General features: G+C 72.4%; 22 protein-coding genes, 3 tRNA genes and 1 pseudogene. 9 read left to right on the top strand and 17 right to left on the bottom strand.

The annotated features are described in order from the left end of the window. Positions 1 to 147 precede the first annotated feature (147 nt). The 3 genes from ACWDX6_RS00900 to ACWDX6_RS00890 all read right to left on the bottom strand — a co-directional run bounded on the left by ACWDX6_RS00900 (position 148) and on the right by ACWDX6_RS00890 (position 2513). Positions 148 to 1428: an MFS transporter gene (locus ACWDX6_RS00900; RefSeq protein ID WP_451482800.1), complete on the bottom strand. Its 1281-nt coding sequence runs from the start codon at positions 1426 to 1428 to the stop codon at positions 148 to 150. After that, entirely contained in the window at positions 1425 to 1880 is a 456-nt protein-coding gene (locus ACWDX6_RS00895) for a GNAT family N-acetyltransferase (RefSeq protein WP_451482799.1), read from the bottom strand. The genes ACWDX6_RS00900 and ACWDX6_RS00895 overlap by 4 nt, the downstream gene beginning before the upstream one ends. Before the next feature lie 150 nt (positions 1881 to 2030). Continuing rightward, positions 2031 to 2513: a MarR family winged helix-turn-helix transcriptional regulator gene (locus ACWDX6_RS00890; protein WP_451482798.1), complete on the bottom strand. Its 483-nt coding sequence runs from the start codon at positions 2511 to 2513 to the stop codon at positions 2031 to 2033. A gap of 107 nt (positions 2514 to 2620) precedes the next feature. On the opposite strand from ACWDX6_RS00890, the gene ACWDX6_RS00885 reads away from it, so the two are divergent. Next, positions 2621 to 3037 carry an organic hydroperoxide resistance protein gene (locus ACWDX6_RS00885; RefSeq protein WP_451482797.1) on the top strand — a complete coding sequence of 139 codons (417 nt, stop codon included), beginning with the start codon at positions 2621 to 2623 and terminating at the stop codon, positions 3035 to 3037. A 64-nt stretch (positions 3038 to 3101) separates the two neighbouring features. Here the strand turns inward: ACWDX6_RS00885 and ACWDX6_RS00880 are convergent, their stop codons facing one another. The 3 genes from ACWDX6_RS00880 to ACWDX6_RS00870 form a co-directional block, all read right to left on the bottom strand. Beyond that, complete coding sequence (locus ACWDX6_RS00880; RefSeq protein ID WP_451482796.1) at positions 3102 to 3995, bottom strand: glycosyltransferase family 2 protein; 894 nt, start codon at positions 3993 to 3995, stop codon at positions 3102 to 3104. 35 nt (positions 3996 to 4030) lie between these two features. Next, positions 4031 to 4933: a glycosyltransferase family 2 protein gene (locus tag ACWDX6_RS00875; RefSeq protein ID WP_451482795.1), complete on the bottom strand. Its 903-nt coding sequence runs from the start codon at positions 4931 to 4933 to the stop codon at positions 4031 to 4033. A 223-nt stretch (positions 4934 to 5156) separates the two neighbouring features. Further along, positions 5157 to 6359, bottom strand: a complete 1203-nt coding sequence (locus tag ACWDX6_RS00870) for a cytochrome P450 (RefSeq protein ID WP_451482794.1) — start codon at positions 6357 to 6359, stop codon at positions 5157 to 5159. 202 nt (positions 6360 to 6561) lie between these two features. Here ACWDX6_RS00870 and ACWDX6_RS00865 point away from each other — a divergent pair. Continuing rightward, positions 6562 to 6860 (top strand): annotated as a pseudogene (locus ACWDX6_RS00865) (methyltransferase); the annotation flags it as partial. A gap of 293 nt (positions 6861 to 7153) precedes the next feature. Here ACWDX6_RS00865 and ACWDX6_RS00860 read toward each other — a convergent pair. The 3 genes from ACWDX6_RS00860 to ACWDX6_RS00850 form a co-directional block, all read right to left on the bottom strand. Continuing rightward, a tRNA-Ile gene (locus tag ACWDX6_RS00860) sits at positions 7154 to 7230 on the bottom strand. A 167-nt stretch (positions 7231 to 7397) separates the two neighbouring features. Continuing rightward, positions 7398 to 7470: transfer RNA gene (locus ACWDX6_RS00855), tRNA-Asn, on the bottom strand. A 5-nt stretch (positions 7471 to 7475) separates the two neighbouring features. After that, positions 7476 to 7548, bottom strand: a tRNA-Asn gene (locus ACWDX6_RS00850). Between the two features lie 170 nt (positions 7549 to 7718). On the opposite strand from ACWDX6_RS00850, the gene ACWDX6_RS00845 reads away from it, so the two are divergent. The 4 genes from ACWDX6_RS00845 (at position 7719) to ACWDX6_RS00830 (ending at position 13335) form a co-directional block, all read left to right on the top strand. Beyond that, the gene (locus ACWDX6_RS00845; protein ID WP_451482793.1) at positions 7719 to 8033 is read left to right on the top strand and encodes a YtxH domain-containing protein; all 315 of its coding nucleotides are present in this window, start codon (positions 7719 to 7721) and stop codon (positions 8031 to 8033) included. A gap of 107 nt (positions 8034 to 8140) precedes the next feature. Beyond that, entirely contained in the window at positions 8141 to 9580 is a 1440-nt protein-coding gene (locus tag ACWDX6_RS00840; RefSeq protein ID WP_451482792.1) for an FGGY family carbohydrate kinase, read from the top strand. 54 nt (positions 9581 to 9634) lie between these two features. After that, positions 9635 to 11368, top strand: coding sequence for an ABC transporter ATP-binding protein (locus ACWDX6_RS00835; protein WP_451482791.1), 1734 nt, complete (start codon positions 9635 to 9637; stop codon positions 11366 to 11368). Continuing rightward, positions 11368 to 13335 (top strand): ABC transporter ATP-binding protein, encoded by a 1968-nt coding sequence (locus ACWDX6_RS00830; protein WP_451482790.1) that lies wholly within the window; start codon positions 11368 to 11370, stop codon positions 13333 to 13335. The genes ACWDX6_RS00835 and ACWDX6_RS00830 overlap by 1 nt, the downstream gene beginning before the upstream one ends. Positions 13336 to 13341: 6 nt before the next feature. Here the strand turns inward: ACWDX6_RS00830 and ACWDX6_RS00825 are convergent, their stop codons facing one another. From ACWDX6_RS00825 to ACWDX6_RS00800, 6 genes are all read right to left on the bottom strand, one after another. Beyond that, the gene (locus ACWDX6_RS00825; RefSeq protein ID WP_451482789.1) at positions 13342 to 14565 is read right to left on the bottom strand and encodes a sigma-70 family RNA polymerase sigma factor; all 1224 of its coding nucleotides are present in this window, start codon (positions 14563 to 14565) and stop codon (positions 13342 to 13344) included. 178 nt (positions 14566 to 14743) lie between these two features. Beyond that, entirely contained in the window at positions 14744 to 16636 is a 1893-nt protein-coding gene (dnaG, locus tag ACWDX6_RS00820; protein WP_451482788.1) for a DNA primase, read from the bottom strand. A 29-nt stretch (positions 16637 to 16665) separates the two neighbouring features. Then, complete coding sequence (locus ACWDX6_RS00815; protein WP_451482787.1) at positions 16666 to 17925, bottom strand: NAD(P)/FAD-dependent oxidoreductase; 1260 nt, start codon at positions 17923 to 17925, stop codon at positions 16666 to 16668. Positions 17926 to 18077: 152 nt separating this feature from the next. Continuing rightward, on the bottom strand, positions 18078 to 19367 hold the full coding sequence (locus tag ACWDX6_RS00810; RefSeq protein ID WP_451482786.1) for a deoxyguanosinetriphosphate triphosphohydrolase: 1290 nt from the start codon (positions 19365 to 19367) through the stop codon (positions 18078 to 18080). 37 nt (positions 19368 to 19404) lie between these two features. Next, a complete protein-coding gene (locus ACWDX6_RS00805) occupies positions 19405 to 20349 on the bottom strand; it encodes a sirohydrochlorin chelatase (protein WP_451482785.1) in 945 nt (314 codons plus the stop codon). Positions 20350 to 20522: 173 nt separating this feature from the next. Beyond that, positions 20523 to 21215, bottom strand: a complete 693-nt coding sequence (locus ACWDX6_RS00800; protein WP_451482784.1) for a hypothetical protein — start codon at positions 21213 to 21215, stop codon at positions 20523 to 20525. Positions 21216 to 21292: 77 nt separating this feature from the next. Between ACWDX6_RS00800 and ACWDX6_RS00795 the strand changes: the two genes are divergently transcribed. From ACWDX6_RS00795 to ACWDX6_RS00785, 3 genes are all read left to right on the top strand, one after another. Further along, positions 21293 to 22054, top strand: a complete 762-nt coding sequence (locus tag ACWDX6_RS00795; protein WP_451482783.1) for an aquaporin — start codon at positions 21293 to 21295, stop codon at positions 22052 to 22054. Positions 22055 to 22085: 31 nt separating this feature from the next. Beyond that, positions 22086 to 22880 carry a SanA/YdcF family protein gene (locus ACWDX6_RS00790; protein ID WP_451482782.1) on the top strand — a complete coding sequence of 265 codons (795 nt, stop codon included), beginning with the start codon at positions 22086 to 22088 and terminating at the stop codon, positions 22878 to 22880. Between the two features lie 138 nt (positions 22881 to 23018). After that, on the top strand, positions 23019 to 25223 hold the full coding sequence (locus ACWDX6_RS00785; RefSeq protein WP_451482781.1) for a molybdopterin oxidoreductase family protein: 2205 nt from the start codon (positions 23019 to 23021) through the stop codon (positions 25221 to 25223). Here ACWDX6_RS00785 and ACWDX6_RS00780 read toward each other — a convergent pair. After that, positions 25177 to 25659: a gamma-glutamylcyclotransferase family protein gene (locus tag ACWDX6_RS00780; RefSeq protein ID WP_451482780.1), complete on the bottom strand. Its 483-nt coding sequence runs from the start codon at positions 25657 to 25659 to the stop codon at positions 25177 to 25179. The genes ACWDX6_RS00785 and ACWDX6_RS00780 overlap by 47 nt on opposite strands. Continuing rightward, positions 25656 to 25979, bottom strand: coding sequence for a divalent-cation tolerance protein CutA (cutA, locus tag ACWDX6_RS00775; RefSeq protein ID WP_451482779.1), 324 nt, complete (start codon positions 25977 to 25979; stop codon positions 25656 to 25658). Before cutA ends, ACWDX6_RS00780 begins: the two co-directional genes overlap by 4 nt. Positions 25980 to 26011 lie beyond the last annotated feature (32 nt).

Below are 26011 nucleotides of genomic sequence, written 5' to 3'. Positions count from 1 at the left end.
TCGCGCCCTCGCCGTACGGGAGCTCCAGGCTCCCGAACCCCCGTATGTCGCCCCGTCAGGTCGAGGTCATCAGGTGCCGATAGGTGCGGACAGGTGCCGATAGGTGCGGACAGGTGCGGATGGTGATCCGGTCGGCCATGCGCCGGTTCAGGCCGTCGGGTTGACGGCGTCGTACCGGCGGAAGCCGCGTCCCCAGAGGGCGAGCAGGCCGACGGCGAGGACGCAGGCGATTCCGCCGCCGGTGATGGCGACGGCGGGCGAGGTGAGGTCGGCGACCGAGCCGGCCAGGAAGTCACCGAGCCGCGGGCCGCCCGCGACGACCACGATGAAGACGCCCTGGAGCCGGCCGCGCATCTCGTCGGGGGCCGCCACCTGCATCATCGTGTTGCGGAAGATCATGGAGACGGTGTCGGAGTAGCCGGCCAGGGCGAGGAGGACCAGGCCGAGCCAGAGCTCGCGGGTGAGGCCGAAGATGGCGATCGCGGTGCCCCAGCAGGCGACGGCGAGCAGGATGGCCTGGCCGTGGTGGCGGATGCGGCCCTGCCAGCCGGACAGGACTCCGCCGAGGAGCGCCCCGGCCGCGGGGGCGGCGGCGAGCAGTCCGGTGGTGCGCGCGTCGCCGTCGTACCAGACCACGGCGACGACCGGGAACAGCGCGCGCGGATGGGCGAGGATCATCGCGCAGAAGTCCGAGAAGAACGTCATCCGCAGGTTGGGGCGGGTGGCGAGGAAGCGCAGCCCGTCGAGGACGGAGGCCCTCCCCCAGCCTTCGGCCGGGGGTGCCCCCATGGCGCCGGTCCGGTCGGGGAGCATGGCGGGCAGCCGCCACATCGCGTACAGCGCGGCGAAGAAGGCGACCGCGTCGACGAGGTACGCGGTCTGGTAGCCGGCGACGCCGACGATGAGGCCGCCGAGGCTGGGGCCGACGAGGGTGCCGAACGTCGTCGTCATGGAGTTGAGCGCGTTGGCGGCGCGCAACTGCTCGGGCGGCAGCAGCCGGGGGATCATCGAGGTGCGGGCGGGCGAGTTGAGCGCGGCGCAGACGGACTGCAAGGCCACGATCATGTACAGGAACCAGACCCGGTGGAACCCGGCGAACGCGGCCGTGGCGAGCGCGGCGGAGAGCACGGCGGAGCCGGTGGCGCTGAACAGCCCGAGCTTGCGGCGGTCGACGGTGTCGGCGATGGCGCCGCCGTACAGCCCGAAGACGATCAGCGGGACGAGGGAGAAGAGGCCCACGAGACCGACGGAGAACGGCGAGCGGGTGATGTCGTACACCTGGAGCGAGATCGCGAGGGCGGTCATGCCCTGGCCGACCCAGGAGATCGTGTTGCCGAACCAGAGGCGTCGGTAGTCCGCGGAGGTCCGCAGGGGCGTGAGGTCGGCGAAGAGCCGTCGGCGCGCGGGGGCGGGGGCGGGCGCGCTCACGCGACGTCGAACCGGAGCTCGGGCCTGGCCCAGTAGATCCGGCCGGTGGGCTCGACGGTGCCGGTCCGGCGGGCGCCGGTGCGCAGATAGAAGTCCTCGGCGGGCGGATGGGCGACCACCTTGACGGAGGCGATCCCGGCCGCGCGGGCCTCCCCGGCCATGTGCTCCATGAGCATCCGCCCGATGCCGCGCCCCTGGGCCTCGTCGGCGACGAACGCGAGGTCGAGCTCGGCCTCGCCGTCGCCCCCGAGGACCAGGGCGTAGAACCCGAGCACCCGGTCGCGCTCGTCGACGGCGACGTGCACGCGGTGGTGCTCGATGTACGTTCCGCCGACGACGTATCCGTCGACCATCACGGCGTAGTCACCGCGGTAGGCACCGGATTTCCGGACGAGCCGCGTGAGCCGCTGGGAGTCGTCGGCGGTGGCTCGCCGGAGGGAGAGGGAGGACATGGAAGGGAGTATAGGGGCGTATGCGCCTTAAGGTCCTTACCATTTTGTGATCCCAGGCGGCGCCGGCCGAGGAGGCGCTCGGCACCCGACCGCCCTGACGGTGTACGGCCTCGGCCGCGACCGGTCGTCGCACGGGCCCGGGCGCTGACCCTAGCCGCAGGCGGTCAGGTCGTCCGGGTCGACGGTGTCGAGGCGGGCGGCCAGGTCGGCCAGCTGGGTGCGCAGCGCGCGGATCTCCTCCAGCGACATGCCCGTCGCGGCGGCGATCCGTCGCGGTACGCCGAGGGCCTTCTCGCGCAGCTCGGCTCCGCTCGCGGTGACCCGGGCGGTGACGGAGCGCTCGTCCTCGGCGCTGCGCCGCCGCTCGACGTACCCGGCCGCCTCCAGCCGCTTGAGGAGCGGCGACAGTGTGCCCGAGTCCAGCCTCAGTCGCTCCCCGATCCCCTTCACCGGCAGCTCACCCTGCTCCCAGAGCACCAGCATCACCAGGTACTGCGGGTACGTGAGGCCGAGCTCCTTGAGGGCGCCGCGGTAGATCCCGTTGAACGCGCGGGTGGCGGCGTGCAGCGAGAAGCAGATCTGGTGGTCGAGCCGGAGGAAGTCCTCGTCCCGGGCCGTGTCGAGCGTCTCCATGCCCCCAGTTTACGCGACACCCGATTCAATTGCGCACAACTCAATTGTGCGCTATCAATGACAAGGGCACCCCACCGCACACCCGTGGACAGAAAGAGAAGTCACCGATGAACGCGATCTACACCGCCGTCGCCACCGCCAACGGCCGCGAGGGCCGCGCCGTCAGCTCCGACGGCCACATCGACCTCCCGCTCGCCCACCCCCAGGCCCTCGGCGGCAGCGGCCAGGGCACCAACCCCGAGCAGCTCTTCGCCGCCGGCTACGCGGCCTGCTTCGCGAGCGCCATGGGTGTGATCGCACGGCAGGAGAAGATCGACATCACGGACGCCTCGGTGACCGCCGAGGTCAGCATCGGAAAGGACGAGGCCGACAACGGCTTCGGTCTCGCGGTCGTCATGCGCGCCGAGTTCCCCGACCACCTCCAGGGCGAGCCGGGCCGCGAACTCCTGGAGAAGACCCACGCCTACTGCCCGTACTCCAAGGCCACCCGCGGCAACATCCAGGTGGAGCTCGTCATCGAGTAGTGCCGCACATCAGTCGTCCGAGCGACGGCAGGGAAAACCCCGGCGGCGACTGCCGGCGTACCTGTCAGCCGACGTATCGGCGGGCAGCGGACCGCTGCTGGGACCGGGTCAACGCTCGCAGTCTCGCTTCGACGTCGGGTGGGACCACGCGCCGCTCCCGCAGGACCCAGGGCAGTCCGGCCAGCGCCAGGCCGAATGCCCGCAGTGACGCCGCGTCGCGCGGGACGGTACGGGCCAGGAAGAGCGTCCTGCGCAGGGCGGCGGGAGCCGGGCGGCGCAGCCAGCAGAACCAGAGAGTGTTGCGCAGTCCGTGGACACGCCGGAGCGTGGCGTCCCGCACGACCGACGGTGCGTGGTGGACGGTGACGTCGGACGCGTACACCAGCCACCAGCCGCGTGCGGCCATGTCCGTCGCGAGGAGCTCCTCCTCGCCGCCCAGCCACAGTCGCTCGCTGAAACCGCCCGCCTCGCGGAACGCCTCCGCCCGCAGCACCGTCGCGGCCGCCAGGAAGGAGCCGAGCGCGGGCCCCGGCAGCCATGCCGGCCCGGTGATGGGCGAGTCGCGCAGCTCGGCCACGATGGGATCCTCCCGGCCGTCCGGTTCGACGAGGATCCGCCCGGTGACGGAGGCGAGCCGCGGGTGCCGGTCGAGCAGGTCAGCGGCGGCGGCCAGCGAGCCGGGCTCCCACCAGGAGTCGTCGTCGCAGAAGGCGATGTAGGGGGTACGGACCTGGCGTACCGCGAGGTTCCGGCCCACGGCGCCCAGATTCCGGCCGGGCGTCAGCAGCGTGACCTGCGGGTGCAGGCGGGCGACGGCCTCGGCCGTACCGTCCGTGGAGGCGTTGTCGGTGACGATCACAGGCGGGCGCTCCGGAAGGCCCGCCAGCTTCTCCAGCGTGCGCAGCAGCTCCTCGCGACGGTTGTGGGTGATGACGACAACGGTGGTACGGGGATCCATACCTGGCTCCGTGCGGGTGTGGGTACGGGCATGAGTCACGCGCGTGCTCCCCGCGCGTCCAGGCGGCGGGCCGCGGCCTCCACGGCGGCGGGCAGGGGCCGGCGTTCCCGCAGGGCCGCCGGGAGCCGCTTGAGCGTTTCCCGCAACGCGGCACGGACCTCCGGATCCCGTCGGGCCTTCTCGGCCAGCTCCCTGGTGTGCCGGAGAGCGATGGGCAGTGGACGGCGCAGCCATGCCGTCAGCGCGGCGTTTCGGAACTGGAGAGCGGGGCGGCCCGGCCGCACACCGCCGGTCGGGCAGTGGACGGCGACGATGTCGGCGCAGTGGCACACCCCCCAGCCCCGGGCGACGAGATCGTACGCGAGCAGCGTCTCCTCGCCCCCGAGGAAGAGGAGCGGGTGGTAGCCACCCACGGCCAGGAAGGCTTCCCTCCGCACCACGGCGGCACAGGCCAGGAAGCCGAGGACCTGCGGCCCCGGTAGGTCGGCGGCGAGACCGAGCGGCGAGGCGGCCAGCGTCTCGTTCAGCGGATCGGGCCGGCCCTCCGGGCCGACGTGGACCCGTCCCGCGATGAGCCCGAGCCGCTCGTGCCGGTCCATGAGATCAGCGGCGCGGCTGAGCGAGCCCGGTTCCCACCAGGAGTCGTCGTCACTGAACGCCACGTAGGGAGTGCGAGCGTAGTGGACGCCCAGGTTTCGGCCCGCCGCGCCGAGATTCCGCCCCGGGGTGAGCACGGTGGCCTGTGGGTGGTGGGTGGCCACGGCTCGCGCAGTGCCGTCGGTCGACGCGTTGTCGACCACGACGACCGCAGGCCTCTCGGGCAGCGCGGCGAGTCGGTCGAGCGAGCGCAGCAGCTGCGCGCGCCGGTTGTGGGTGATCACGACGACGGTGGTTCGGTCGTCCGCTCCCACGGACGGACGCCTTACGTCGTACGGCATCGGCTCGCCAGAGCACGCGCCGTCACAGGCGGGTGAATCACACCGAAAACAGGACATCGCGCCAATATAGGAGTTCATGCGTCGATGCGCCCTCAACGCGCCTCGGCGGGACGGCGGCTTCCGGTGTCGTCACGGGGTGAGCGCCATCGCCCGGCCGTGCGTTCGCCCCCGGTCTGGTGCTCCCGGACTTCTGGGAGGTCGGCGCGGGCGGGTTCCCCGGCGCCTACCAGGTCACGGGGAGTGTCTCGGGCCCGCGGATGAGGATGTCGGTCTGCCAGGGGACCTGTTCGCGGGGGACGGCCAGGCGCAGGGTGGGCAGGCGGGCGGTGAGGGTCGACAGGAGTACCTCCGCCTCCATGCGGGCCAGCAGCGGGCCGACGCAGAAGTGGGGGCCGTTGCCGAAGGCCAGGTGTCGGGGACCTTGGCGTTCGAAGTCGATGTGGCCTGCTCGGGGGTAGACGCGTTCGTCCCAGTTGGCGGCGACGTAGGAGACGTAGACGTACTCGCCTTCACGGATCAGTACGTCTCCGACGCGGACGTCCTCGGTGGCGATGCGGGGCTGGCCCACGCCGTGCTTGTGCGGCACCCACCGCAGGAGCTCGTCCACGGCCCGGGGCACGGTGTGAGGCTCGGCGCACAACCGGTCCCACAGACCCTCGCCGGTCAACAGGGCATAGAGCATGTTGGAGGTGTTGTTGCACACCGCGTGCCATCCGTTCAGGCCGATGAGCGTGGCGAGCGCGAGCAGTTCCTCCTCGTCGATGGTCCCGCTGTCCACAGCCCGTACCAGTGTGGTCATGGTGTCGTCGCGCGGATCGGCGCGCCGCAGCCGGGCGAGGCCCAGGAAGTAGGCGCGGCTTTCCCGCTTGACGCGTTCGGCGCGCTGGGCCGCCTGTTCATCGGATGCTCTGCTCAGCAGAGTGGTCGCCCACTCCCGCACGTGGGCGAGGTCGGCCTCGGGGATGCCCATGACCAGACCGATCACGGCGAGCGGGAAGGGGGAGGTGATGTCACGGACGAGATCGGCCGGTCGCTGACCTTGCATGAGCCGGTCGACCATGGCGTCGAGCAGCTCCTGTACGCGCGGCCGCAGACGGCTCGTCGCCGTGCTGCTGAAGGCTGGAGCGACGGCGGCCCGGACGCGGGCGTGTCCGGGCGGGTCGACGAAGCTGACCGCCCGGTCCAGCGGAATGGCGTGCCGGGTCATCTTCGGGATGGGACGGCCGGTGATGTCCCGGCTGAAGCGCGGGTCGGAGGTGACGAACCGTACGAGGTCGTAACTCGTCACGAGCCAGCACTCGCCCTCACCGTGGGGCAGCCGGATCGGGCGAACCGGAGCCTCGTGGAGAGAGGAACGCAGGAACGGGTCGAAGTCCAGCGCTGGAAGGTCATCGACGCGATAGAGGATCGCGGGCTCGCTGTTCACTGGTGCCTTTCCGAGCGAGGGGCGACGGTGCAGCCGCCGAGGTACGCTCCGAGGCTGCCCCTCACCAGGCCATGACGACCCTTTTACACCCATGCGGGCGCAGGAATCCCATCCGCGGTGCCGTCGGCTGACCTCAAGTCTGGTACGCGGGACCTCCGCTCGAAGCGAGGTGACACCTGATGACCCAGCCCATGCGTCCGACCCCGCCCGCCCCGGCTCCCTCGCGTCGTTCGTACGGCTGTTCACCGAGCCGGCGATCGTACGCGCCCGGGAGCACCTGGACGACAGCGTCCGCACCGGTGACATCGCCTGCGACGCCGTCTTCGGCACGGACTTCTTCAGCCACCTCGCCCAGCACCCCGAGCTGTCCGCGGAGCTCAACGCGGCGATGATCCAAGCCGTCTCAAAGACCGCCGCCGCGGTGCCGTACGCCTTCGACTTCGGCCGGTTCACCAAGGTCACGGACGTCGGTAGGGCGACGGAACCCTCCTGGCCGGTGTAACACGCCGGCGGCGATGTGCCCTTCCCAGGGCCGCAACCCCCCGGCGTACGGAAGAGGTGCCAGAGGGCGGACGCGTCCAGAAGGTACGTGATCACTCGAAGGCAGCCCGCCGGGCGTGAGGGAAACCCAGGCCACGGGGGACACGGGGGCCAGGGCCCGGCGGTGCGCGCGGAGAAGTAAGCGTCGACGTGATGACGGCGTGTCGCTACAACGCCCCGAACCGCAGACGGTGCACCCTGGCGTGAAGAAGCCCGTGGGCGCAGGGGAAACCTTCCTGCGAAACCACGGGCTGTGGTGGGGCGGGTGGGACTCGAACCCACGGCCGACGGATTATGAGTCCGCTGCTCTAACCGGCTGAGCTACCGCCCCTTGACGGCGTGGCGCGTACATGTGTGCGCGCCGTCTGCCGCAGCATAGCCGCTCATACGATCTCCTGCTGTGGATGGTCGGCTACGCCCGACCATGAGGACTTCCCCCGGCGCGGCACGGTTCCCGGAGACGAGAAAAAGGACCCCGAAGGGTCCTCTTTCTCTCTGCTCCCCCGGCTGGACTCGAACCAGCAACCCTCCGGTTAACAGCCGAATGCTCTGCCAATTGAGCTACAGGGGATCGCGCTCCCCCGACTGGACTCGAACCAGTAACCTGCCGGTTAACAGCCGGCTGCTCTGCCAATTGAGCTACAGGGGATTGCTGCGGTTGCACCGAACGTACCCACTCCGGATCTTCCCGGGCGGCGCTCGTTCGCTGCGACACATACATTAGCGCAAGCAGGGGGGTGCTCCGCCAATCGGTATGCCGTGGGCCCTCGTGGGCACCAGTGAGACATCAGGGAAGCTCCAGGGAAGGGTGGTGCCGCCGTGCGGTACAAGCTGACGTTCGTCGTGGGACTGGCCCTCGGTTACGTCCTCGGCACTCGGGCCGGTCGCGAGCGCTACGAGCAGTTGAAGAAGTCGGCGCGAGATCTCTCCCAGAACCCGGCCGTGCGCAACGCGGCCGAGTCGGCCGCGCAGACCGGGCGCGAGGTCGCGGGCAAGGCGATGCACGTCATGAGCGACAAGGTCGGCGACAAGCTGCCCGCGTCGGTCAGCGACCGGGTCCACGCCCTGCGCCGGCACAACGGGCATGTCAACACCAACGCCCCCGAGGACGACTGGGGGACCAGCAACACCTGACGATCCGGTGATCACCCGAGCGGGCGGGGCCGGCGGCGCACTCGGAAACGCGCCCCTTACCCCCCGCTCGGTCCCCCTACTCCTCCGCGTGCGGCAGAATCTTTCGCATGGGGATAGTCGCCGGTCTGGACAGCTCTGCAGGTTTCACACGCATCGTCGTCTGCGACGCGGACACGGGAGCCGTACTGCGGCAGGGCCATGCCCCGCATCCCGGCGAGCCGAAGGCGGCCGACGTCGATCCGCAGGCCTGGCTGCTCTCGCTCGGCGAGGCGGCGTCCGGCGGGCTCCTCGAAGGCGTGCAGGCCATCGGCGTCTCCGCCCAGCAGCACGGGCTGGTACCGCTCGACGCGCAGGGCGGCCTGGTGCGGCCCGCCATGGTCGGCAACGACAAGCGGGCGCAGGTGGCCGCCGCCGACCTCGTCGAGGCCCTCGGCGGACGGCAGGCCTGGGCGGAGGCCGTCGGGTCGGTCCCGCAGGCCGGGCAGCCCGTCGCCAAGCTCCGCTGGCTGGCCCGTACCGAGCCGGAGAACGCCCAGCGCGTCGCGATGATCCTCCAGCCGCACGACTGGCTGGTCTGGCAGCTGCTCGGGCGGCCCGTGCGGCGCACCACCGACCGCGGCGCCGCGTCGGCGACCGGCTACTGGTCGGCCGGCTCCGGCTCGTACCGCCCCGACCTGGTCGAGCTGGCCCTGGGCCACCAGGCCGCACTGCCGGAGGTGCTCGGCCCCGCAGATGCCGCCGGCACCACCCCCGAGGGGCTGCTGATCTCCGCCGGAACGGGCGAGACGATGGCCGCCGCGTTCGGGCTCGGCCTGGCGCCCGGCGACGCCGTCGTCTCCCTCGGCGCCTCCGGCTCCGTGATGGCGGTGCACCACCAGGCGCTCGCCGACCCCCAGGGCATGATCACCTCCTTCGCCGACGCGACCGGCATGCACCTGCCCGTGGTGCACACCTCCAACGCGGTACGGGCGCTGCGCGGCAGCGCCGAGATGCTGGGCGTGGAGAACCTGGAGGAGCTGTCGGCGCTCGCCCTGAAGTCGACCCCCGGCGCCTCCGGGCTGGTCCTCCTGCCCTATCTGGAGGGCGAGCGGACCCCGCGGCTGCCGCACACCGCCGGCACGCTCAGCGGCCTGCGCCGCGAGTCCATGAAGCCCGAGCACTTCGCGCGGGCCGCGTTCGAGGGCATGCTCTGCTCGCTCGCCGACGCCATGGACGTGCTGCGCGGCCGGGGCGTCGAGGTGCGCCGGGTGTTCCTGCTCGGCGCGGCGGCCGAGCTGCCCGCCGTCCAGGCCCTCGCCCCGGCGGTCTTCGGCGCGCAGGTCGTCGTCCCCCAGCCGGCGGACTACACCGCACTCGGCGCGGCCCGGCAGGCCGCGTGGGCGCTCGGGGTCTCCCGTGGCACGCTCTCCCCGGGCGCTCCCCCGGCCTGGCAGGGGGCCGTCGCCCAGGTCTTCGAGCCGGGTGAGGAACTGGCCCTGGGACAGGCGGTGCGGCAGCAGTACGCGGCGACCCGGGACCAGATCCACCCGGGGGCGTTCAGCTCCTGAACACGCGCTTAAACGAGTCGTCACGTCCGGGGGGCGCGGGCGATAGTAGAGCCCGTGCTCATAAGACTTCTCCGAACCCATCTCGGACCGTACAAGAAGCCCATCGCCCTGCTGGTGCTCCTGCAGCTGCTGCAGACCTGCGCCTCCCTCTACCTGCCGACCCTGAACGCCGACATCATCGACAACGGTGTCGTGAACGGCGACACCGGCTACATCCTGCGCTTCGGCGCGCTGATGATCGCGGTCTCCGTGCTGCAGGTCGTCTGCAACGTCGGGGCGGTGTACTACGGAGCACGGACCGCCGCCGCGCTCGGCCGGGACGTGCGGGCCGCGGTCTTCGAGCGGGTGCAGTCCTTCTCGGCCCGGGAGGTCGGCCAGTTCGGCGCTCCCTCGCTGATCACCCGTACGACCAATGACGTCCAGCAGGTGCAGATGCTGGTCCTGATGGCGTTCACCCTGATGGTCTCCGCGCCCATCATGTGTGTCGGCGGCATCATCATGGCGCTGGGGCAGGACGTGCCGCTGTCGGGCGTGCTGCTCGCCGTGGTGCCGGTCCTGGGCATCGCGGTGTCGCTCATCGTGAAGAGGATGCGGCCGCTGTTCCGGACCATGCAGGAGCGGCTCGACACGGTGAACCGGGTGCTGCGCGAGCAGATCACCGGCAATCGGGTGATCCGGGCGTTCGTCAAGGACGACTACGAGCGCGAGCGGTTCAAGGGGTCGAACACCGAGCTGACCGATGTGTCGATGGCGACCGGCCGGCTGATGGCGCTGATGTTCCCGACCGTGATGACGGTCGTGAACGTCTCCAGCGTCGCGGTGGTGTGGTTCGGGGCGCACCGCATCGACAGCGGCGGGATGGAGATCGGCGCGCTGACCGCCTTCCTCGCCTATCTGATGCAGATCGTGATGGCCGTGATGATGGCCACCTTCATGTTCATGATGGTGCCGCGCGCCGAGGTGTGCGCCGAGCGCGTCCAGGAGGTGCTGGCCACCGACAGCAGTGTCGTACCGCCCGCGGAGCCGGTGCGCGAGCTGCGGCGGCGGGGGCATCTGGAGGTCCGGGGCGCCGACTTCCGCTACCCGGGCGCCGAGGAGTCCGTCCTCAAGGGGATCGAGCTGGTCGCCCGGCCGGGCGAGACGACCGCGATCATCGGCTCGACCGGCAGCGGCAAGTCCACGCTGCTGGGTCTGGTGCCGCGGCTGTTCGACGTGACCGGCGGCGAGGTCCTCGTCGACGGGGTGGATGTGCGCAGGCTCGATCCCGGGCTGATGGCGCGGACGGTCGGGCTCGTCCCGCAGAAGCCGTATCTGTTCTCCGGGACGGTGGCGACGAATCTGCGGTACGGAAATCCCGACGCGAGCGACGAGGAGCTGTGGCACGCGCTCGAGGTGGCCCAGGCGGCCTCGTTCGTGAAGAAGCTGGACGCCGGGCTGGACGCGCCGATCGCGCAGGGCGGGACGAATGTGTCCGGCGGGCAGCGGCAGCGGCTCGCGATCGCCCGGACGCTGGTGCAGCGGCCGGAGATCTATCTCTTCGACGACTCGTTCTCGGCGCTCGACTACGAGACGGACGCCCTGCTGCGGGCCGCGCTGGCCGAGGAGACGGCGGACTCGACCGTGGTGATCGTCGCCCAGCGGGTGTCGACCATCCGGGAGGCCGACCGGATCGTGGTCCTGGACGAGGGCCGGGTCGTCGGCAGCGGACGCCACCACGAACTGATGGCGGGCAATGACACGTACCGGGAGATCGTCCTCTCCCAGCTGACCGAGGCGGAGGCAGCCTGATGGCCGGTCCTGGCGGACGGATGATGGCCGGGGGCGGCCCCGACCAGCGGTCCATGGACTTCAAGGGCTCCGGCAGACGGCTGCTGAAGGCCCTGGCGCCCGAGCGGGGGGCGCTGTGGCTGATGCTGGTCGCCTGTCTGCTCAGCGTGGCCGGCGCGGTGGTCGGTCCGATGATCCTCGGCAGGGCGACCGACCTGGTCTTCGCGGGCGTGGTCGGCCGGCGGATGGCCGACGGCACCACCAAGGCGCAGGCGCTCGACGGACTGCGGGCCGGGGGCGACCACGGGATGGCCGACATGCTGTCCGGGGTCGACTTCACCCCCGGCCGTGGCATCGACTTCACGGCGGTCGGCCATGTCCTGCTGTGGGCGCTGGCCATCTATGTGGCGGCCGGGCTGCTGATGCTGGTCTCCACGCGGATGTCGATCAGGGTGATCAACCGGACGGTCTACCGGATGCGGGAGGACGTCCAGGCGAAGCTGGCGCGGCTTCCCCTGTCGTACTTCGACAAGGCCAAGCGCGGCGAGGTGCTCAGCCGGGCGACCAACGACATCGACAACATCTCGCAGACGCTCCAGCAGTCGATGGGGCAGCTGATCAACTCGCTGCTCACCATCGTCGGCGTCCTCGCGATGATGTTCTGGATCTCGCCGCTGCTCGCGCTGGTGGCGCTGGTGACCGTGCCGGTGTCGGTGGTCGTGGCGACGCGGATCGGCAAGCGCTCGCAGCCGCACTTCGTGCAGCAGTGGAAGTCCACGGGCAAGCTCAACGCCCATGTGGAGGAGATGTACACCGGTCACGCGCTGGTGAAGGTCTTCGGGCGGCAGGAGGAGTCGGCCGCCGGCTTCCGGGAGCAGAACGAGGCGCTGTACCAGGCCGGGTTCAAGGCGCAGTTCAACAGCGGTGTCATGCAGCCGGTGATGTTCTTCGTCTCGAACATCAACTATGTGCTGGTCGCCGTGGTCGGCGGGCTGCGGGTGGCCTCCGGCACGCTGTCGATCGGCGATGTGCAGGCGTTCATCCAGTACTCCCGGCAGTTCTCGATGCCGCTGACGCAGGTCGCCTCGATGGCGAACCTGGTCCAGTCGGGTGTCGCCTCGGCGGAGCGGATCTTCGAGCTCCTCGACGCCGAGGAGCAGACGCCGGACGCCCCCGTGAGCGGGCGGAGCGAGATCGGGGCGCCCCCGGCCCGAGGCTGGCGGAAGGCGTCCGAGGTCAAGGGCAAGGTCGCCCTGGAGCGGGTGTCCTTCCGCTACGAGCCGGAGAAGCCGCTCATCGAGGATCTGTCGCTGACGGTGGAGCCGGGCCAGACGGTCGCGATCGTCGGCCCGACCGGCGCGGGCAAGACCACCCTGGTCAATCTGCTGATGCGGTTCTACGAGGTGACCGGTGGCCGGATCACGCTCGACGGCGTCGACGTGGCGGAGATGTCCCGCGACGACCTGCGGTCCGCGATCGGCATGGTCCTCCAGGACACCTGGCTGTTCGGCGGGACGATCGCCGACAACATCGCCTACGGCGCGGCCGGTGAGGTCACCCGGGAGCAGATCGAGGAGGCGGCCCGGGCGGCGCACGCCGACCGGTTCATCCGCACCCTGCCCGACGGGTACGACACGGTCCTGGACGACGAGGGGTCGGGCGTCAGCGCGGGCGAGAAGCAGCTGATCACCATCGCGCGGGCGTTCCTGTCGGACCCGGTGATCCTGGTCCTCGACGAGGCGACGAGCTCGGTCGACACCCGCACGGAGGTGCTGATCCAGAAGGCGATGGCCCGTCTGGCGCACGGCCGGACGAGCTTCGTCATCGCGCACCGGCTCTCCACCATCCGCGACGCGGACGTGATCCTGGTGATGGAGAACGGCTCGATCGTGGAACAGGGCACGCACGACGAGCTGCTGACGGCGGGCGGGGCCTACGCCCGGCTGTACGCCGCCCAGTTCGCCCAGGCGGTCGCCGAGGTCGACTGAGGCGCATCAGTCGAGGTAGCCGCGCAGCTGGTCGGCGAAGGCGTGGTCCCGCAGCTTGCTGAGGGTCTTGGACTCGATCTGGCGGATGCGTTCGCGTGTCACGCCGAAGAGCTGTCCTATCTCCTCCAGGGTGCGGGGCCTGCCGTCGTCGAGGCCGTAGCGGAGCTGGACGACCTTGCGTTCGCGCTCGCCGAGGGTGGAGAGGACCGCCTCCAGGTGCTCGCGCAGCAGCAGGAAGGCGGCGGACTCGACGGGGGACGCGGCGTCGCCGTCCTCGATCAGGTCGCCGAGCGCGACGTCGTCCTCCTCGCCCACGGGGGCGTGCAGGGAGACCGGTTCCTGGGCGAGGCGCAGCACTTCGCCGACCCGCTCGGGGGCCAGGTCGAGCTGGGCGGCGACCTCTTCCGCGGTGGGTTCGTAGCCGCGTTCCTGGAGCATGCGGCGCTGGACGCGGACGACCCGGTTGATGAGTTCGACGACGTGGACGGGGACGCGGATGGTCCGGGCCTGGTCGGCGAGGGCCCGGGACATCGCCTGGCGGATCCACCAGGTCGCGTACGTCGAGAACTTGAAGCCGCGGGCGTAGTCGAACTTCTCCACGGCTCTGATCAGGCCCAGGTTGCCCTCCTGGACGAGGTCGAGCATGGTCAGGCCGCGCCCGACGTACCGCTTGGCGACGGAGACGACCAGGCGCAGATTGGCCTCGATGAGCCGCCGTTTGGCCATCCGGCCCATGACGACGAGCCGGTCCAGGTCGTGCGCCAGCCGGGAGTCCAGGTCGGTGGCCGAGGCGAGTCTCTCCTCGGCGAAGAGTCCGGCCTCCACCCGGCGGGCGAGGTCGACCTCCTCGGCGGCGGTGAGCAGCGGGATGCGGCCGATCTCCCGCAGGTACTGGCGGAAGAGGTCGGAGGAGGGCCCGTTACCGCCGGGGTCGGCCCGTCGGGGGACGGGTGACTCGGGCGGCTCGGGGGCCTCGTCGACGAAGTCGTCGGGGGCGGCCGCCTCGGGGTGGCCGGCGACCGGGTGTTGTTCGGGCACGACAGGGGCCGGGGGCAGGGTCCGGGTCTGCACGGGGGCGACCTCCAGGGTGATCGCTGCCGGGTCGGGGGCGTGCGGCAGCGGGACGGGGGCGGCCGGGCCGCTGTGCTCCGTCCCGTACACGATGACCGGAACCGCGGGGGTGATCGGCCCATGGTCGATGGGCCGGCCGCGCTCCGAGGCCTCGGGCACCGGATCCAGTGTGGGGTACGACACATCACCCCCACGAGGGGCGTGCGGTGACTTTTTGAGTCCGGCCGACTACGAAGGGGGACTTCATCCGCTGGACCGGCGGGACGGCGGGCGGCTGGGGTGGGAGCCCCCGAGGAGGTCCGGGCGCTGGTGCCTCGCCCATCGGCCGACCGGCGGGCTACAGCGCCGCGGCTCCGTTGTTGCGGAGCGACTGGCCGTACTGGGTGAGCACCCACAGCTCGTTCTGTACGGCCGCGACCCGCTCGGGGTCGCCGTTGGCGCCGAGGCGGGCCAGGGTGCCCTGGATGTCGCGGATGCGGCGGTCGACGGCGCGCAGGCGGACCGTGACGAGCTGGTCGCCGGCGTAGTTCTCGTCGACGGTCCTGGCGAAGATCGCCTCGACGGCGAGTTCGGTGACGAGCGCGCGGACGGTGTCGTTGGGCGCGGCCTCGCGGACGGCGGTCAGATAGTCGGCGGGGGCGCCGGTGGCGCCGCCCGCGTCCTGGATGCACTGGCGTACGGCGGCGTAGGGCGGGGCCGTGAACTCGTCGATGCCGTACGCGTCGAAGGCCGGGGAGACCAGTTCGGGGCGCTGGAGGGCCAGCTTGAGCAGCTCGCGCTCGGTGCGGTGGGCGGGGCTGCGCAGGTTGAGGGCGGGGCCGGTCTGGGGGGCGGGTGCCTGGATCGGCGGGGCCGCGTGGCGGTTGCGGTCGGCGGGGGCGGGGCCGCGTCCGCCGCGGTCGCGCGACCAGCGGGCGATCTGGGCGACGCGCTTGACGACGAACTGGGTGTCGAGGATGCCGAGCATGCCGGCGAGCTGGACGGCGACCTCGTGCTGCGAGGCGATGTTCTTGATCCGGGCGACGATCGGCGCGGCCTCGTCGAGGGCGGCGGCGCGGCCCGCCGGGGTCTCCAGGTCGTAGCGGTTCACGATCTGCCGCAGGGCGAACTCGAAGAGCGGGGTGCGCGGCTCGACGAGTTCGGCGACGGCCTGGTCGCCCTTGGCGAGGCGCAGCTCGCAGGGGTCCATGCCGTCGGGGGCGATGGCGATGTAGGTCTCGGCGGCGAACTTCTGGTCGTCCTCGAAGGCGCGCAGGGCGGCCTTCTGGCCGGCGGCGTCGCCGTCGAAGGTGAAGATCACCCGGGCCGAGCCGTTGTCCATCAGGAGCCGGCGGAGGATCTTGATGTGGTCGCCGCCGAAGGCGGTGCCGCAGGTGGCGATGGCGGTGGTGACGCCGGCGAGGTGGCAGGCCATGACGTCGGTGTAGCCCTCGACGACGACGGCGCGGCTGACCTTGGCGATGTCCTTCTTGGCCAGGTCGATGCCGTAGAGGACCTGGGACTTCTTGTAGATCGGGGTCTCGGGGGTGTTCAGGTACTTGGGGCCGTTGTCGTCGTCGCGCAGCTTGCGCGCGCCGAAGCCGACGACCTCGCCGCCGACGTCCCGGATCGGCCACATGAGCCGGCCGCGGAAGCGGTCGATGGGGCCGCGGCGGCCGTCCTGGGAGAGCCCGGAGAGGATCAGCTCCTTGTCGGAGAAGCCCTTGCCGCGCAGGAAGCGGGTGAGGTGGTCCCAGCCGGCCGGGGAGTATCCGACGCCGAAGTGCTCGGCGGCGGCCTGGTCGAAGCCGCGCTCGGCGAGGAACTTGCGGCCGATCTCGGCCTCGGCGCCGCCGAGTTGGTCGGCGTAGAACTGGGCGGCGGCCTGGTGGGCCTCGACGAGGCGGATGCGCTCGCCGCGCTGGTGACCGGGGTTGTAGCCGCCCTCTTCGTACCGCAGGGTGATGCCCGCCTTGGCGGCGAGGCGCTCGACCGTCTCCGAGAAGGAGAGGTGGTCGATCTTCATCACGAAGGCGATCGTGTCGCCGCCCTCCTGGCAGCCGAAGCAGTGGAACAGGCCCTTGCTGGGGCTGACCTGGAAGGAGGGCGACTTCTCGTCGTGGAAGGGGCAGAGGCCCTTGAGGTTGCCGCCGCCGGCGTTGCGCAGCTGGAGGTACTCGGACACGACGGCGTCGATCGGGACCGCGTCCCGTACCGCCTTCACGTCGTCATCGTTGATCCTGCCTGCCACGCGTGAAGTCTACGGGGGCGGCGGGCTGATCAGATCAGACTCTCCAGGGGTACGGAGGGGTCCGCGAGGGCATCGGTGTCCACCGGGGACTGGGTGCGGACGAGCCGCTGGACGGCTTCTGTGACGTCCCACACATTCACGTTCATCCCGGCGAGCACCTGGCGGTCCTTCAGCCAGAAGGCGATGAACTGCCGCTTGCCGACGTCGCCGCGCAGGACGACCTGGTCGTACGTCCCGGGCGGCGCCCACCCCGAGTACTCCATGCCCAGGTCGTACTGGTCGGAGAAGAAGTACGGGACGCGGTCGTAGGAGACCGGCTGCCCGAGCATGGCGCGGGCGGCGGCGGGGCCGCCGTTGAGGGCGTTGGCCCAGTGCTCGACGCGCAGCCGGGTGTGCAGCAGCGGGTGGGGGACGGCGGCGACGTCGCCGGCCGCGTAGATGTCCGGGTCGGAGGTGCGCAGCGACGCGTCGACGGCGATGCCGCCGCCGTGGGCGCGGTCGACGAGGTTGAGCCCGGCGGTCTCGGCGAGGGCGGTGCGCGGGGCGGCGCCGATGGCGGCGAGGACGGCGTGGGCGGGGTGCTCCTCGCCGTCGTCGGTGCGGACGGCGAGGACCATGCCGTCCTGGCCGACGATCTCGGTGAGCCGGACGCCGAAGCGGAAGCGGACGCCGTGCTCGGCGTGCAGGTCGGCGAAGAGCTGGCCGAGCTCGGGGCCGAGGACGTGGTGGAGCGGGGTGGGCTCGGACTCGACGACGGTCACCTCGGCGCCGTAGCCGCGGGCCGCGGCGGCGACCTCCAGACCGATCCAGCCGCCGCCGGCGATCACCAGATGGCCGTTGTCGCGGCCGAGGGCGGCCAGGACGTGGCGGAGCCGGTCGGCGTGGGCGAGCCGGCGCAGGTGGTGGACGCCGGCCAGTCCGGTGCCGGGGACGTCGAGGCGGCGCGGCTCGGCGCCGGTGGCGAGGAGGAGCCGGTCGTAACGGATGACGGTGTTGTCGCCGAGGCGCACGGTGCGGGCCTCGCGGTCGACGGCGGTGACGGGCTGGCCGAGGTGGAGCTCGATGTCGTTCTGCGCGTACCAGGCGGGCTCGTGGACGAAGACGGTGTCCCGCTCCTCCTTGCCGGTGAGGTAGCCCTTGGAGAGTGGTGGGCGCTCGTAGGGATGGTCGCGTTCGTCTCCGATGAGGATCACCCGGCCGTTGAACCCCTCGTCGCGGAGAGTCTCCGCCGCCTTGGCCCCGGCGAGTCCTCCGCCGACGATGACGAAGGTCTGATCTGCGTCGACCACGTTGATTCCTCCTCGTTACGACCGGTTCCACGCTACGCCTCCGGGCGTTCGGCGAGCCGTACCGCCCCGAGCCCCCGAACGAGCGTCCCGCACGCAGCGTGATGGCGGAAGGGGGCGAGTCGGGGACGTCCGGCCAAGATCCGGCGGACGCCCTAGGGGTGGAGGCGGAGGCGGGCGTGGAGGGTGCGGGCGGAGGCGTCGGTCAGGGAGGAGATCTGGTCGACGATCACCCGCTTGCGGGCGCGGTCGTCGCCCGCCGTGTCGAACAGGGCGCGGAACTGCGGGTCGAGGCCCTCGGGTGCGCGGGCGGTGAGCGCCTCGGCGAGTTCGGCGAGGACGATGCGCTGGTCGGCGCGGAGGGCTTCCTGCTCGGCGCGCTGCATGACGTACCGGTCGGCGACGGCCTTGAGGACGGCGCATTCGTTGCGGATCTCGCGGGGGACGACGAGTTCGGCGCCGTACCGGGTGAGGCGGCCGCTGCCGTACCGCCGGCGGGTGGCGCCCTCGGCGGCGAGGCAGAAACGGCCGATCAGCTGGCTGGTGGCGTCCTTGAGGCGGGCCTGCGCGACGGCCGATCCGTCGTACCCGTGCGGCCACCACTCCTGTTCGACCAGGCGGTCGAGGGCGTCGGCGAGTTCCTGCGGGTCGGTGTCGCGCGGGACGTAGCGGCCGATGGCGACGGTCCAGATGTCGGCGCGCTCGGGCTCGGAGAAGAGCATGTTCGGGTCGATGTGGCCGGCGTGCAGGCCGTCCTCGAAGTCGTGGACGGAGTAGGCCACGTCGTCGGACCAGTCCATGACCTGGGCCTCGAAGCACTTGCGGTGTTCGGGGGCGCCTCGCCGGGCCCAGTCGAAGACGGGGAGGTCGTCCTCGTACACGCCGAACTTGGGCGAGTGCGGGTCGTCGGGGTGGCCGCCGCGCGGCCAGGGGTACTTGGTGGCGGCGTCCAGGGCGGCGCGGGTGAGGTTGAGGCCGACGCTGACGAGGTCTCCGCCGGCGTCCTGGACGAACCGCTTGGGTTCGATCCGGGTGAGGAGGCGGAGCGACTGGGCGTTGCCCTCGAAGCCGCCGCAGTCCTTGGCGAAGTCGTTGAGGGCCTGTTCGCCGTTGTGCCCGAAGGGCGGGTGGCCCATGTCGTGGGAGAGGCAGGCGGCTTCGACGAGGTCGGGGTCGCAGCCGAGGGCGGCGCCCAGTTCGCGGCCGATCTGGGCGCACTCCAGGGAGTGGGTGAGCCGGGTGCGGGGGCTGGCGTCCCAGGCGTGGCTACGGGTGCCGGGGGTGACCACCTGGGTCTTGCCGGCGAGCCGTCGCAGGGCGCTGGAGTGCAGCACGCGCGCGCGGTCCCGCTGGAAGGCGGTGCGCCCGGGGCGCTTGTCGGGCTCCTCGTCCCAGCGCTCGGTCGCGGTGTCGTCGTAGCCCGGGGTGTCCGTGATGCCTTCCATGCACCGAAGGTAACCGCCGGGACCGACAGACATGCCCTCAGGCGGAGGTGAGTTCCCGCGCGGAGGCGGGGGTGGGCGTGGCGAGGGAGCGGTCGTAGCGGTGGAGGATCAGGCGGGCCAGGGCGGGGTGGGCGCCGAGGGGGGCGGCGGCGATCCAGGGGGCGTGGGCGGCGGTGCGGCCGGCGAAGAGGCCGGGGGCGGTGAAGCAGGAGGCGACGGCGATCCGGTGCCGGCCGCGGGCGGCGAGGAGGCGCAGGGCGTCGGGGACGGTGGGGGTGGCGGCGGAGGCGTACGCGGGGACGACGGGCACGCCGCCGAGGCGTTCGCCGAGGAGGGCGGCGGTGCGGCGGATGTCGGCGAGGGACTCGGGGTCGCGGGAGCCGGCGGCGGCGAGTACGACGGCGGCGGAGCGCGAGGCGCTGTCCTGCGGGGTCCAGCCCGCCTCGGCGAGCCGGTCCGCGAGGGCCTCGACGAGCAGCGGGTGCGGGCCGAGCGGGGCGGCGGTCCGGGTCCGTACGGCGGGAGCGGTGGCCGCGGCGGCGGGCAGGTCGTGCTTGACGTGGTAGCCGCGGCCGAAGAGGAGCGGTACGAGTACGGCGTCCCGGCCGCCCTCCTCGGTGAGGGCGGCGAGGGTGTCGGTGAGGAGCGGGGCGTTCAGCTCGACGTGGGCGAGGCGGACGTCGAGGCCGGGGCGGAGCTCGCGGACCCGGTCGAGCAGCAGGGTGAGGGTGGCGCGGGCCCGGGGGTCGCGGCTGCCGTGTCCGACGGCTATGAGGGTGGGGGCGGTGCCGCTCATGAGCCCGCGCGTCTCGTCGGGATGCTCGTGGGCTGCGTGCTCCTGGGCGGCGTGCTCGGGGGCCGCGTCGGGTCGCGGGCCGGGGCGGCCGGTCGGGCGCCTCTGGCCCAGCTGGACGCCGAGCTGCGCCGTGATCCGGCCGAGCAGGTCGGCGGTGCTGTCGAACGTGCTGTCCGGATCCGTCATGGACCGATCCTGACGTCCGCACGTTGCCTGCCCGTTGCGCGGGCGTCACGAGTGTTTACCGCGCCCTCACCCTGCGCCTCTCCGTCGTGTCAGGAGCAGGGCCGGAGTCGGGGTCGGGTCGTGGCCGAGGCCGGGATCAGGGCCGAGGCCGGGATCAGGCGCCGGGGCCGGGATCAGGCGCCGGTGTCCAGCCAGACGCGCAGCGGGCCGATCTCCTCGAAGCCGACGGAGAGGGCGGGCGCCAGGTCGTCCCCCGACTCGTAGCCGACGGCGGGGGCGCCGTCGGCCACCAGGCCCAGGCAGCCGGTCCACACGTCGGCCGGGTCGGTGCCCTCGGCGGTGAAGAGGTTGGAGAGGCCGGTCACCGGGCCGCTGTCGCTGAGCACCGCCCCGCCGACGATCCGGCCGTCCGCGCCGTACCCGGCGACCACGCGCGTCGCCGGGTCGGCGAGCAGCTCGGGGCGGAACAGGGCGGCCTCGCCGGGGTCGTCGCCGCTCCAGGCGGCCGCCCAGGCGGCCAGCTCCTCCGGGGTGCGGACCGGGCGCCACGTCGCGGTGGGCCGGGGCAGGGCGAGTCCGGCGGGCCGGTGGATCCATCGGGCCTCGAACAGCAGCCGGAAGCCGTCGGCGGCCAGGTCGAGACGGGCGAAGCCGTCCTTGACCGAGGCACCGGGGGTGGTGCGGTCGATGCCGTCGAGGACGTCCCGTACCGACGCGTCGGCGGCGAGCGTGACGGCGTCGGGGTAGTACGGCGGGGTGCGGCGGCCGTTGGTCCAGGCCCGTGGGCCGAAGGCCCCGGGCCGGCCGTGGGCGCGGCACATCGTGTCGCACCACTCGGCGTTGTTGCGGACGGCTTCGATGATCATGCGCGGATGGTACGGCCGCCCTCCGAACCTCCACCCCTTCTTTTCACGCTTCCATATTACGGAATATATTTTCCACTATGAGAAGGTCTTCCTCCGCTCTCCCGACGCTCCCCCGGCGCCTGGTCGCCGAACTCGTCGGCACCGCCGCCCTGGTGGCCGTCATCATCGGGTCCGGCATCCGCGCCGGTGATCTGAGCCAGGACATCGGCGTGCGCCTGCTCGCCAACTCGCTCGCCTCCGCCATCGGGCTCGGGCTGCTCATCACGCTCTTCGGCCCCCTGTCCGGCGGCCATCTCAACCCGGTCGTCACCCTCGCCGACTGGTGGTCCCGCCGGGGCGAGGACGGCGCCCCGGGCGGCCGAGAGGTCGGCCTCTATCTCGCCGCCCAGCTCACCGGGGCCGTCACCGGCGCCCTGCTCGCCGAGGCGATGTTCGGTCGGGCGCCGGGGGCCTGGTCCACCCAGGTGCGGTCCGAACCGCACCTCCTGCTCGGTGAGACGGTCGCCACCATGGGGCTCGTCCTGCTCATCGAGGGCCTGCGCCGCGCCGGCCGCACCGCGTTCACGCCCGTCGCCGTGGCCGGGTACATCCTGGCGGCGATCTGGTTCACCTCCTCCGGCTCCTTCGCGAACCCGGCGGCCACCGTCGGCCGCGCGTTCTCCGACTCCTTCACCGGGATCGCCCCCGGCTCACTGCCCGGTTTCATCGGGGCGCAGCTCCTCGGCACCCTGCTCGGCATCGCCCTCGCGGCCGCGCTCCACGGCCCCGGGCACGGTTCCGGGCGCCACCCCGGCGAACCGAACGGTCCCGTTCTGCGTCGAACACGTGGAACGGGGTGACGGGGCGGGCGAGATCCACGGAGGTCGATCGATGCGAGGTGTACGGCTTCGGGCGCGGGTCCCCGCCCGGCTGCTCCGGGTCCCCGCCCGGCTGAGGCGGGCGTGCGCCCGGCTCCTCCGGGTCCCGGCCCGGCCGAGCGGCGCCGTCCGGCCGAGCGGCGCCATTCGCCTGCCGCGCTCCACCCGGGCCCGTCGCCGGACCGTGCAGGCCCTCATGCTCGGCGCCGTCCTCGCGCTCGCCCCGGCCACCTGGACGCACGCCGTCGCCGACAGCCGGCTCCGTACCACCGCCGACGTGCCCGCGCGGGACGTCGCCGTCGTCTTCGGCGCCGGCCTGTGGAAGGGCCGCCCCACGCCGTACCTCGCGCACCGGCTCGACACCGCCGCCGAGCTCCACCGCGCGGGCAAGGTGAAGGTCGTCCTGGTCACCGGCGACAACAGCCGGGCCGAGTACGACGAGCCCGACGCCATGCGCGCGTACCTGAGGGAACGCGGGGTGCCGGACGACCGGATCGTCAGCGACTACGCCGGTTTCGACACCTGGGACTCGTGCGTCCGCGCGAAGAGGATCTTCGGCGTCGACCGGGCCGTCCTCGTCACCCAGGACTTCCACGTCGAACGGGCCGTGGCCCTGTGCGGGGCGGCCGGTGTCGATTCGTACGGCGTCGGGGTCGCCGAACCCCACGACGCCACCTGGTACTACGGCGGCGCCCGGGAGCTGTTCGCGGCCGGCAAGGCGGCCCTCGACGCCGCGCTGCGCCCCGACCCGCGCTTCCTCGGCGAGCGGGAGCCGGGCGTGGCGGAGGCGCTGGCCTCGGGGCGCTAGGGCCGTTCGTTTGCCTGATCTGATCCGAACGAAAGGCCCAGCCCTCACCCCGGGGCGGACCGCCGGCTGAGCACGATGCACCGTTGCCGTAATCCGGCGCGCCCCCGGCCGTAACACGCCCGTCGCACGCTCTGGTACATGTCCGAGGCTGTCACCATCCCCACGCACTGCCCCTACTGCGCCCTCCAGTGCGGTATGTCGCTGAGCCCCGCGGCGGGCTCCGTGGAGGTGGTCGAACGCACCGACTTCCCCGTCAACCGGGGCGCGCTCTGCGGCAAGGGCCGCACCGCCCCGGCCGTGCTCTCCTCCCGGGTCAGGCTCACCGAGCCCCTGGTCCGATGCCCTGACACGGGTGCTCTGAAGCCCGCCACCTGGGAGGAGGCCCTCTCCGCCGTCGCCGACGGTCTGCACCGGACCCGCGCCGACCACGGTCCCGACGCCGTGGGGGTCTTCGGCGGCGGCGGTCTCACCAACGAGAAGGCGTACGCCCTGGGCAAGTTCGCCCGGCTCGTCCTCGCCACCTCGCAGATCGACTACAACGGCCGCTTCTGCATGTCGTCGGCGGCGGCCGCGCACCACAGGGCGTTCGGGCTCGACCGGGGCCTGCCCTTCCCCCTGGAGGACATTCCGCGCACCGGCTGTGTGATCCTCGTCGGCTCCAACCTCGCCGAGACCATGCCGCCCGCGCTGCGCTACCTCACGGAGCTGAAGGAGAACGGCGGCAAGCTGATCGTCGTCGACCCGCGCCGCACCAGGACCGCCGAACACGCCGATCTCCATCTCGCGCCGCGCCCCGGCACCGACCTGGCGCTCGCGCTCGGGCTGCTCCATCTGGTCGTGGCCGAGGGCCGCACGGACGAGGAGTTCATCCGGGAGCGCACGGAGGGATGGGAGGCCGCGCGGGCCGGGGCGATGTCCCACTGGCCCGAGCTGGTGGAGCGGATCACCGGGGTGCCGGTGCCGCTGCTGCGCGACGCGATGCGGATGTTCTGCGACGCGGAGAGCGGCATGGTGCTCACGGCGCGCGGCCCCGAACAGCAGTCCAAGGGCACCGACACGGTCGGCGCGTGGATCAACCTCTGCCTGGCGACCGGGCGGGCCGGCCGGCCGCTGAGCGGGTACGGCTGCCTCACCGGGCAGGGCAACGGCCAGGGCGGCCGCGAGCACGGCCAGAAGGCCGACCAGCTGCCGGGCTACCGCAAGCTGGACGACCCGGCCGCCCGGGCGCATGTGGCGAAGGTGTGGGGGGTGGCGCCGGAGTCGCTGCCGGGCCCGGGCCGCAGCGCGTACGAACTCCTCGACGCGCTCGGGCGCGATGTGCGTTCCCTGCTGCTCATGGGCTCCAACCCGGTGGTCTCCGCGCCGCGCGCCGCGCATGTCGAGGAGCGGCTGCGCTCGCTCGACTTCCTGGCCGTCGCGGACGTGGTCCTGTCCGAGACCGCCGAACTGGCCGACGTGGTGCTGCCCGTCACCCAGTGGGCGGAGGAGACCGGCACCACGACCAGTCTGGAGGGCAGGGTGCTGCTGCGGCAGCGGGCGATCACCCCGCCGCCGGGGGTCCGCAGCGATCTGGAGGTGCTGCACTCCCTGGCCGGGCTGCTCGGCTGGGAGAAGGGCTTCCCGACGGATCCGGAGGAGGTCTTCGACGAACTCCGCCGCGCGTCGGCCGGCGGCCCCGCGGACTACTCCGGTATCAGCTACCGCCGCATCCGCGAGGAGAACGGCGTCTTCTGGCCGTGCCCGGAGGCCGTGGAACCGTCCGAGGCCGGGGAACCGTCCGCGGCGGGGGCTCAGCCCGGTGCCGGGGCCCAAGCCGCCGAAGGAGCTCGGCCCTTCGGCGGGCCGGGCGCCCGGGCCGGTGCCGCCGGTGTCCACCCCGGGACTCCCCGGCTCTTCCTCGACCGGTTCGCCACGCCCGACGGGCGGGCCCGGTTCGTCGCCGTCGTGCACCGGGAGGCGGCCGAGGAGACCGACGCCGAGTATCCGGTCGTGCTGACGACCGGGCGGGTCGTCTCGCAGTACCAGTCGGGGGCGCAGACCCGGCGGGTCGACGAGCTGAACGCGGCCGCGCCGGGCCCGTTCGTGGAGCTCCATCCACGGCTCGCCGCCCGGCTGGGGGTGGCCGACGGCGAGCGGGTCGCGGTGGTCTCGCGGCGCGGACGTTCGGTGGCGCCCGCGCGGATCACCGCGACCATCCGGCCGGACACCGTCTTCATGCCCTTCCACTGGCCGGGCGAGGGACGGGCCAACACGCTCACCAACCCCGCCCTCGACCCCGTCTCGCGGATGCCGGAGTTCAAGGTGTGCGCGGTGCGCCTCGAGCCGGTGGAACCGACCGTGTGAACCAGTCGCCACCGGCGACGGGCGGCCCCGGCTCGACCCCCGGGGCGGCGAGGTAGACCCAGGCCCGTACGGCGGCCCCGTCCCGGACCCGGACCACCTCCCGCTCCACCCGCTCGTACAGGTTGCGCGGATGGCCGGGCCCCCGGTACTCCTCCAGCCGGTCCAGTACGGCGAGCAGTTCGCCGTACGCGCCGGGCGCGGCGGTCACCAGGTCGCCCGCGATTCCGCCCGCGATCGCGGCCGCCGTGCCGGCCTCGATCCGGCCCTCGGCGGGGACGGCGTACGGATAGCCGGGCCCGTCGTGCAGCAGCGCGCCCGTGAGCCGGGCGGGTTCCTCGGCGACCGTGCGGCCGAGGAGGAACCGGTCGTGGTTGTACGCGCCCGGGCGCAGGGTGCCGTACACGAAGAACGGCAGCTCGCGCGCCGCGGCGCTCACGGTGCGACCGTCTCGGCCGCGAGCCACGCCAGATAGCCGGCGGAGCCGCGGACGACGGGGATGGCGATGATCTCCGGGGTGTCGTAGTCGTGCGCGGCCAGGAGGTGGGCTTCGAGGGCTGCGTAGGCGGCTTCCGTCGTCTTGAACACGACCTGCCACTCCTCGCTCGTCTCGATCGCCTTCTGCCAGTGGTAGACGGAGGTCAGCGGCCCGGAGACCTGGGCGCAGGCCGCGAGCCGCGCTTCGACGGCGCCGCGGGCGAGCGCCTCGGCCTTCTCGGCGCTGTCGGTGGTGGTGAGTACGGTGAGTGCGAGGGTCACGCTCCTCACCGTACCCATCCGCGCGCCGGCTC

The organism is Streptomyces sp. NPDC003027, assembly GCF_053591435.1.
Note: the sequence above shows the minus strand (reverse complement) of the source record. Positions and strands in the feature narration are given on the sequence as shown.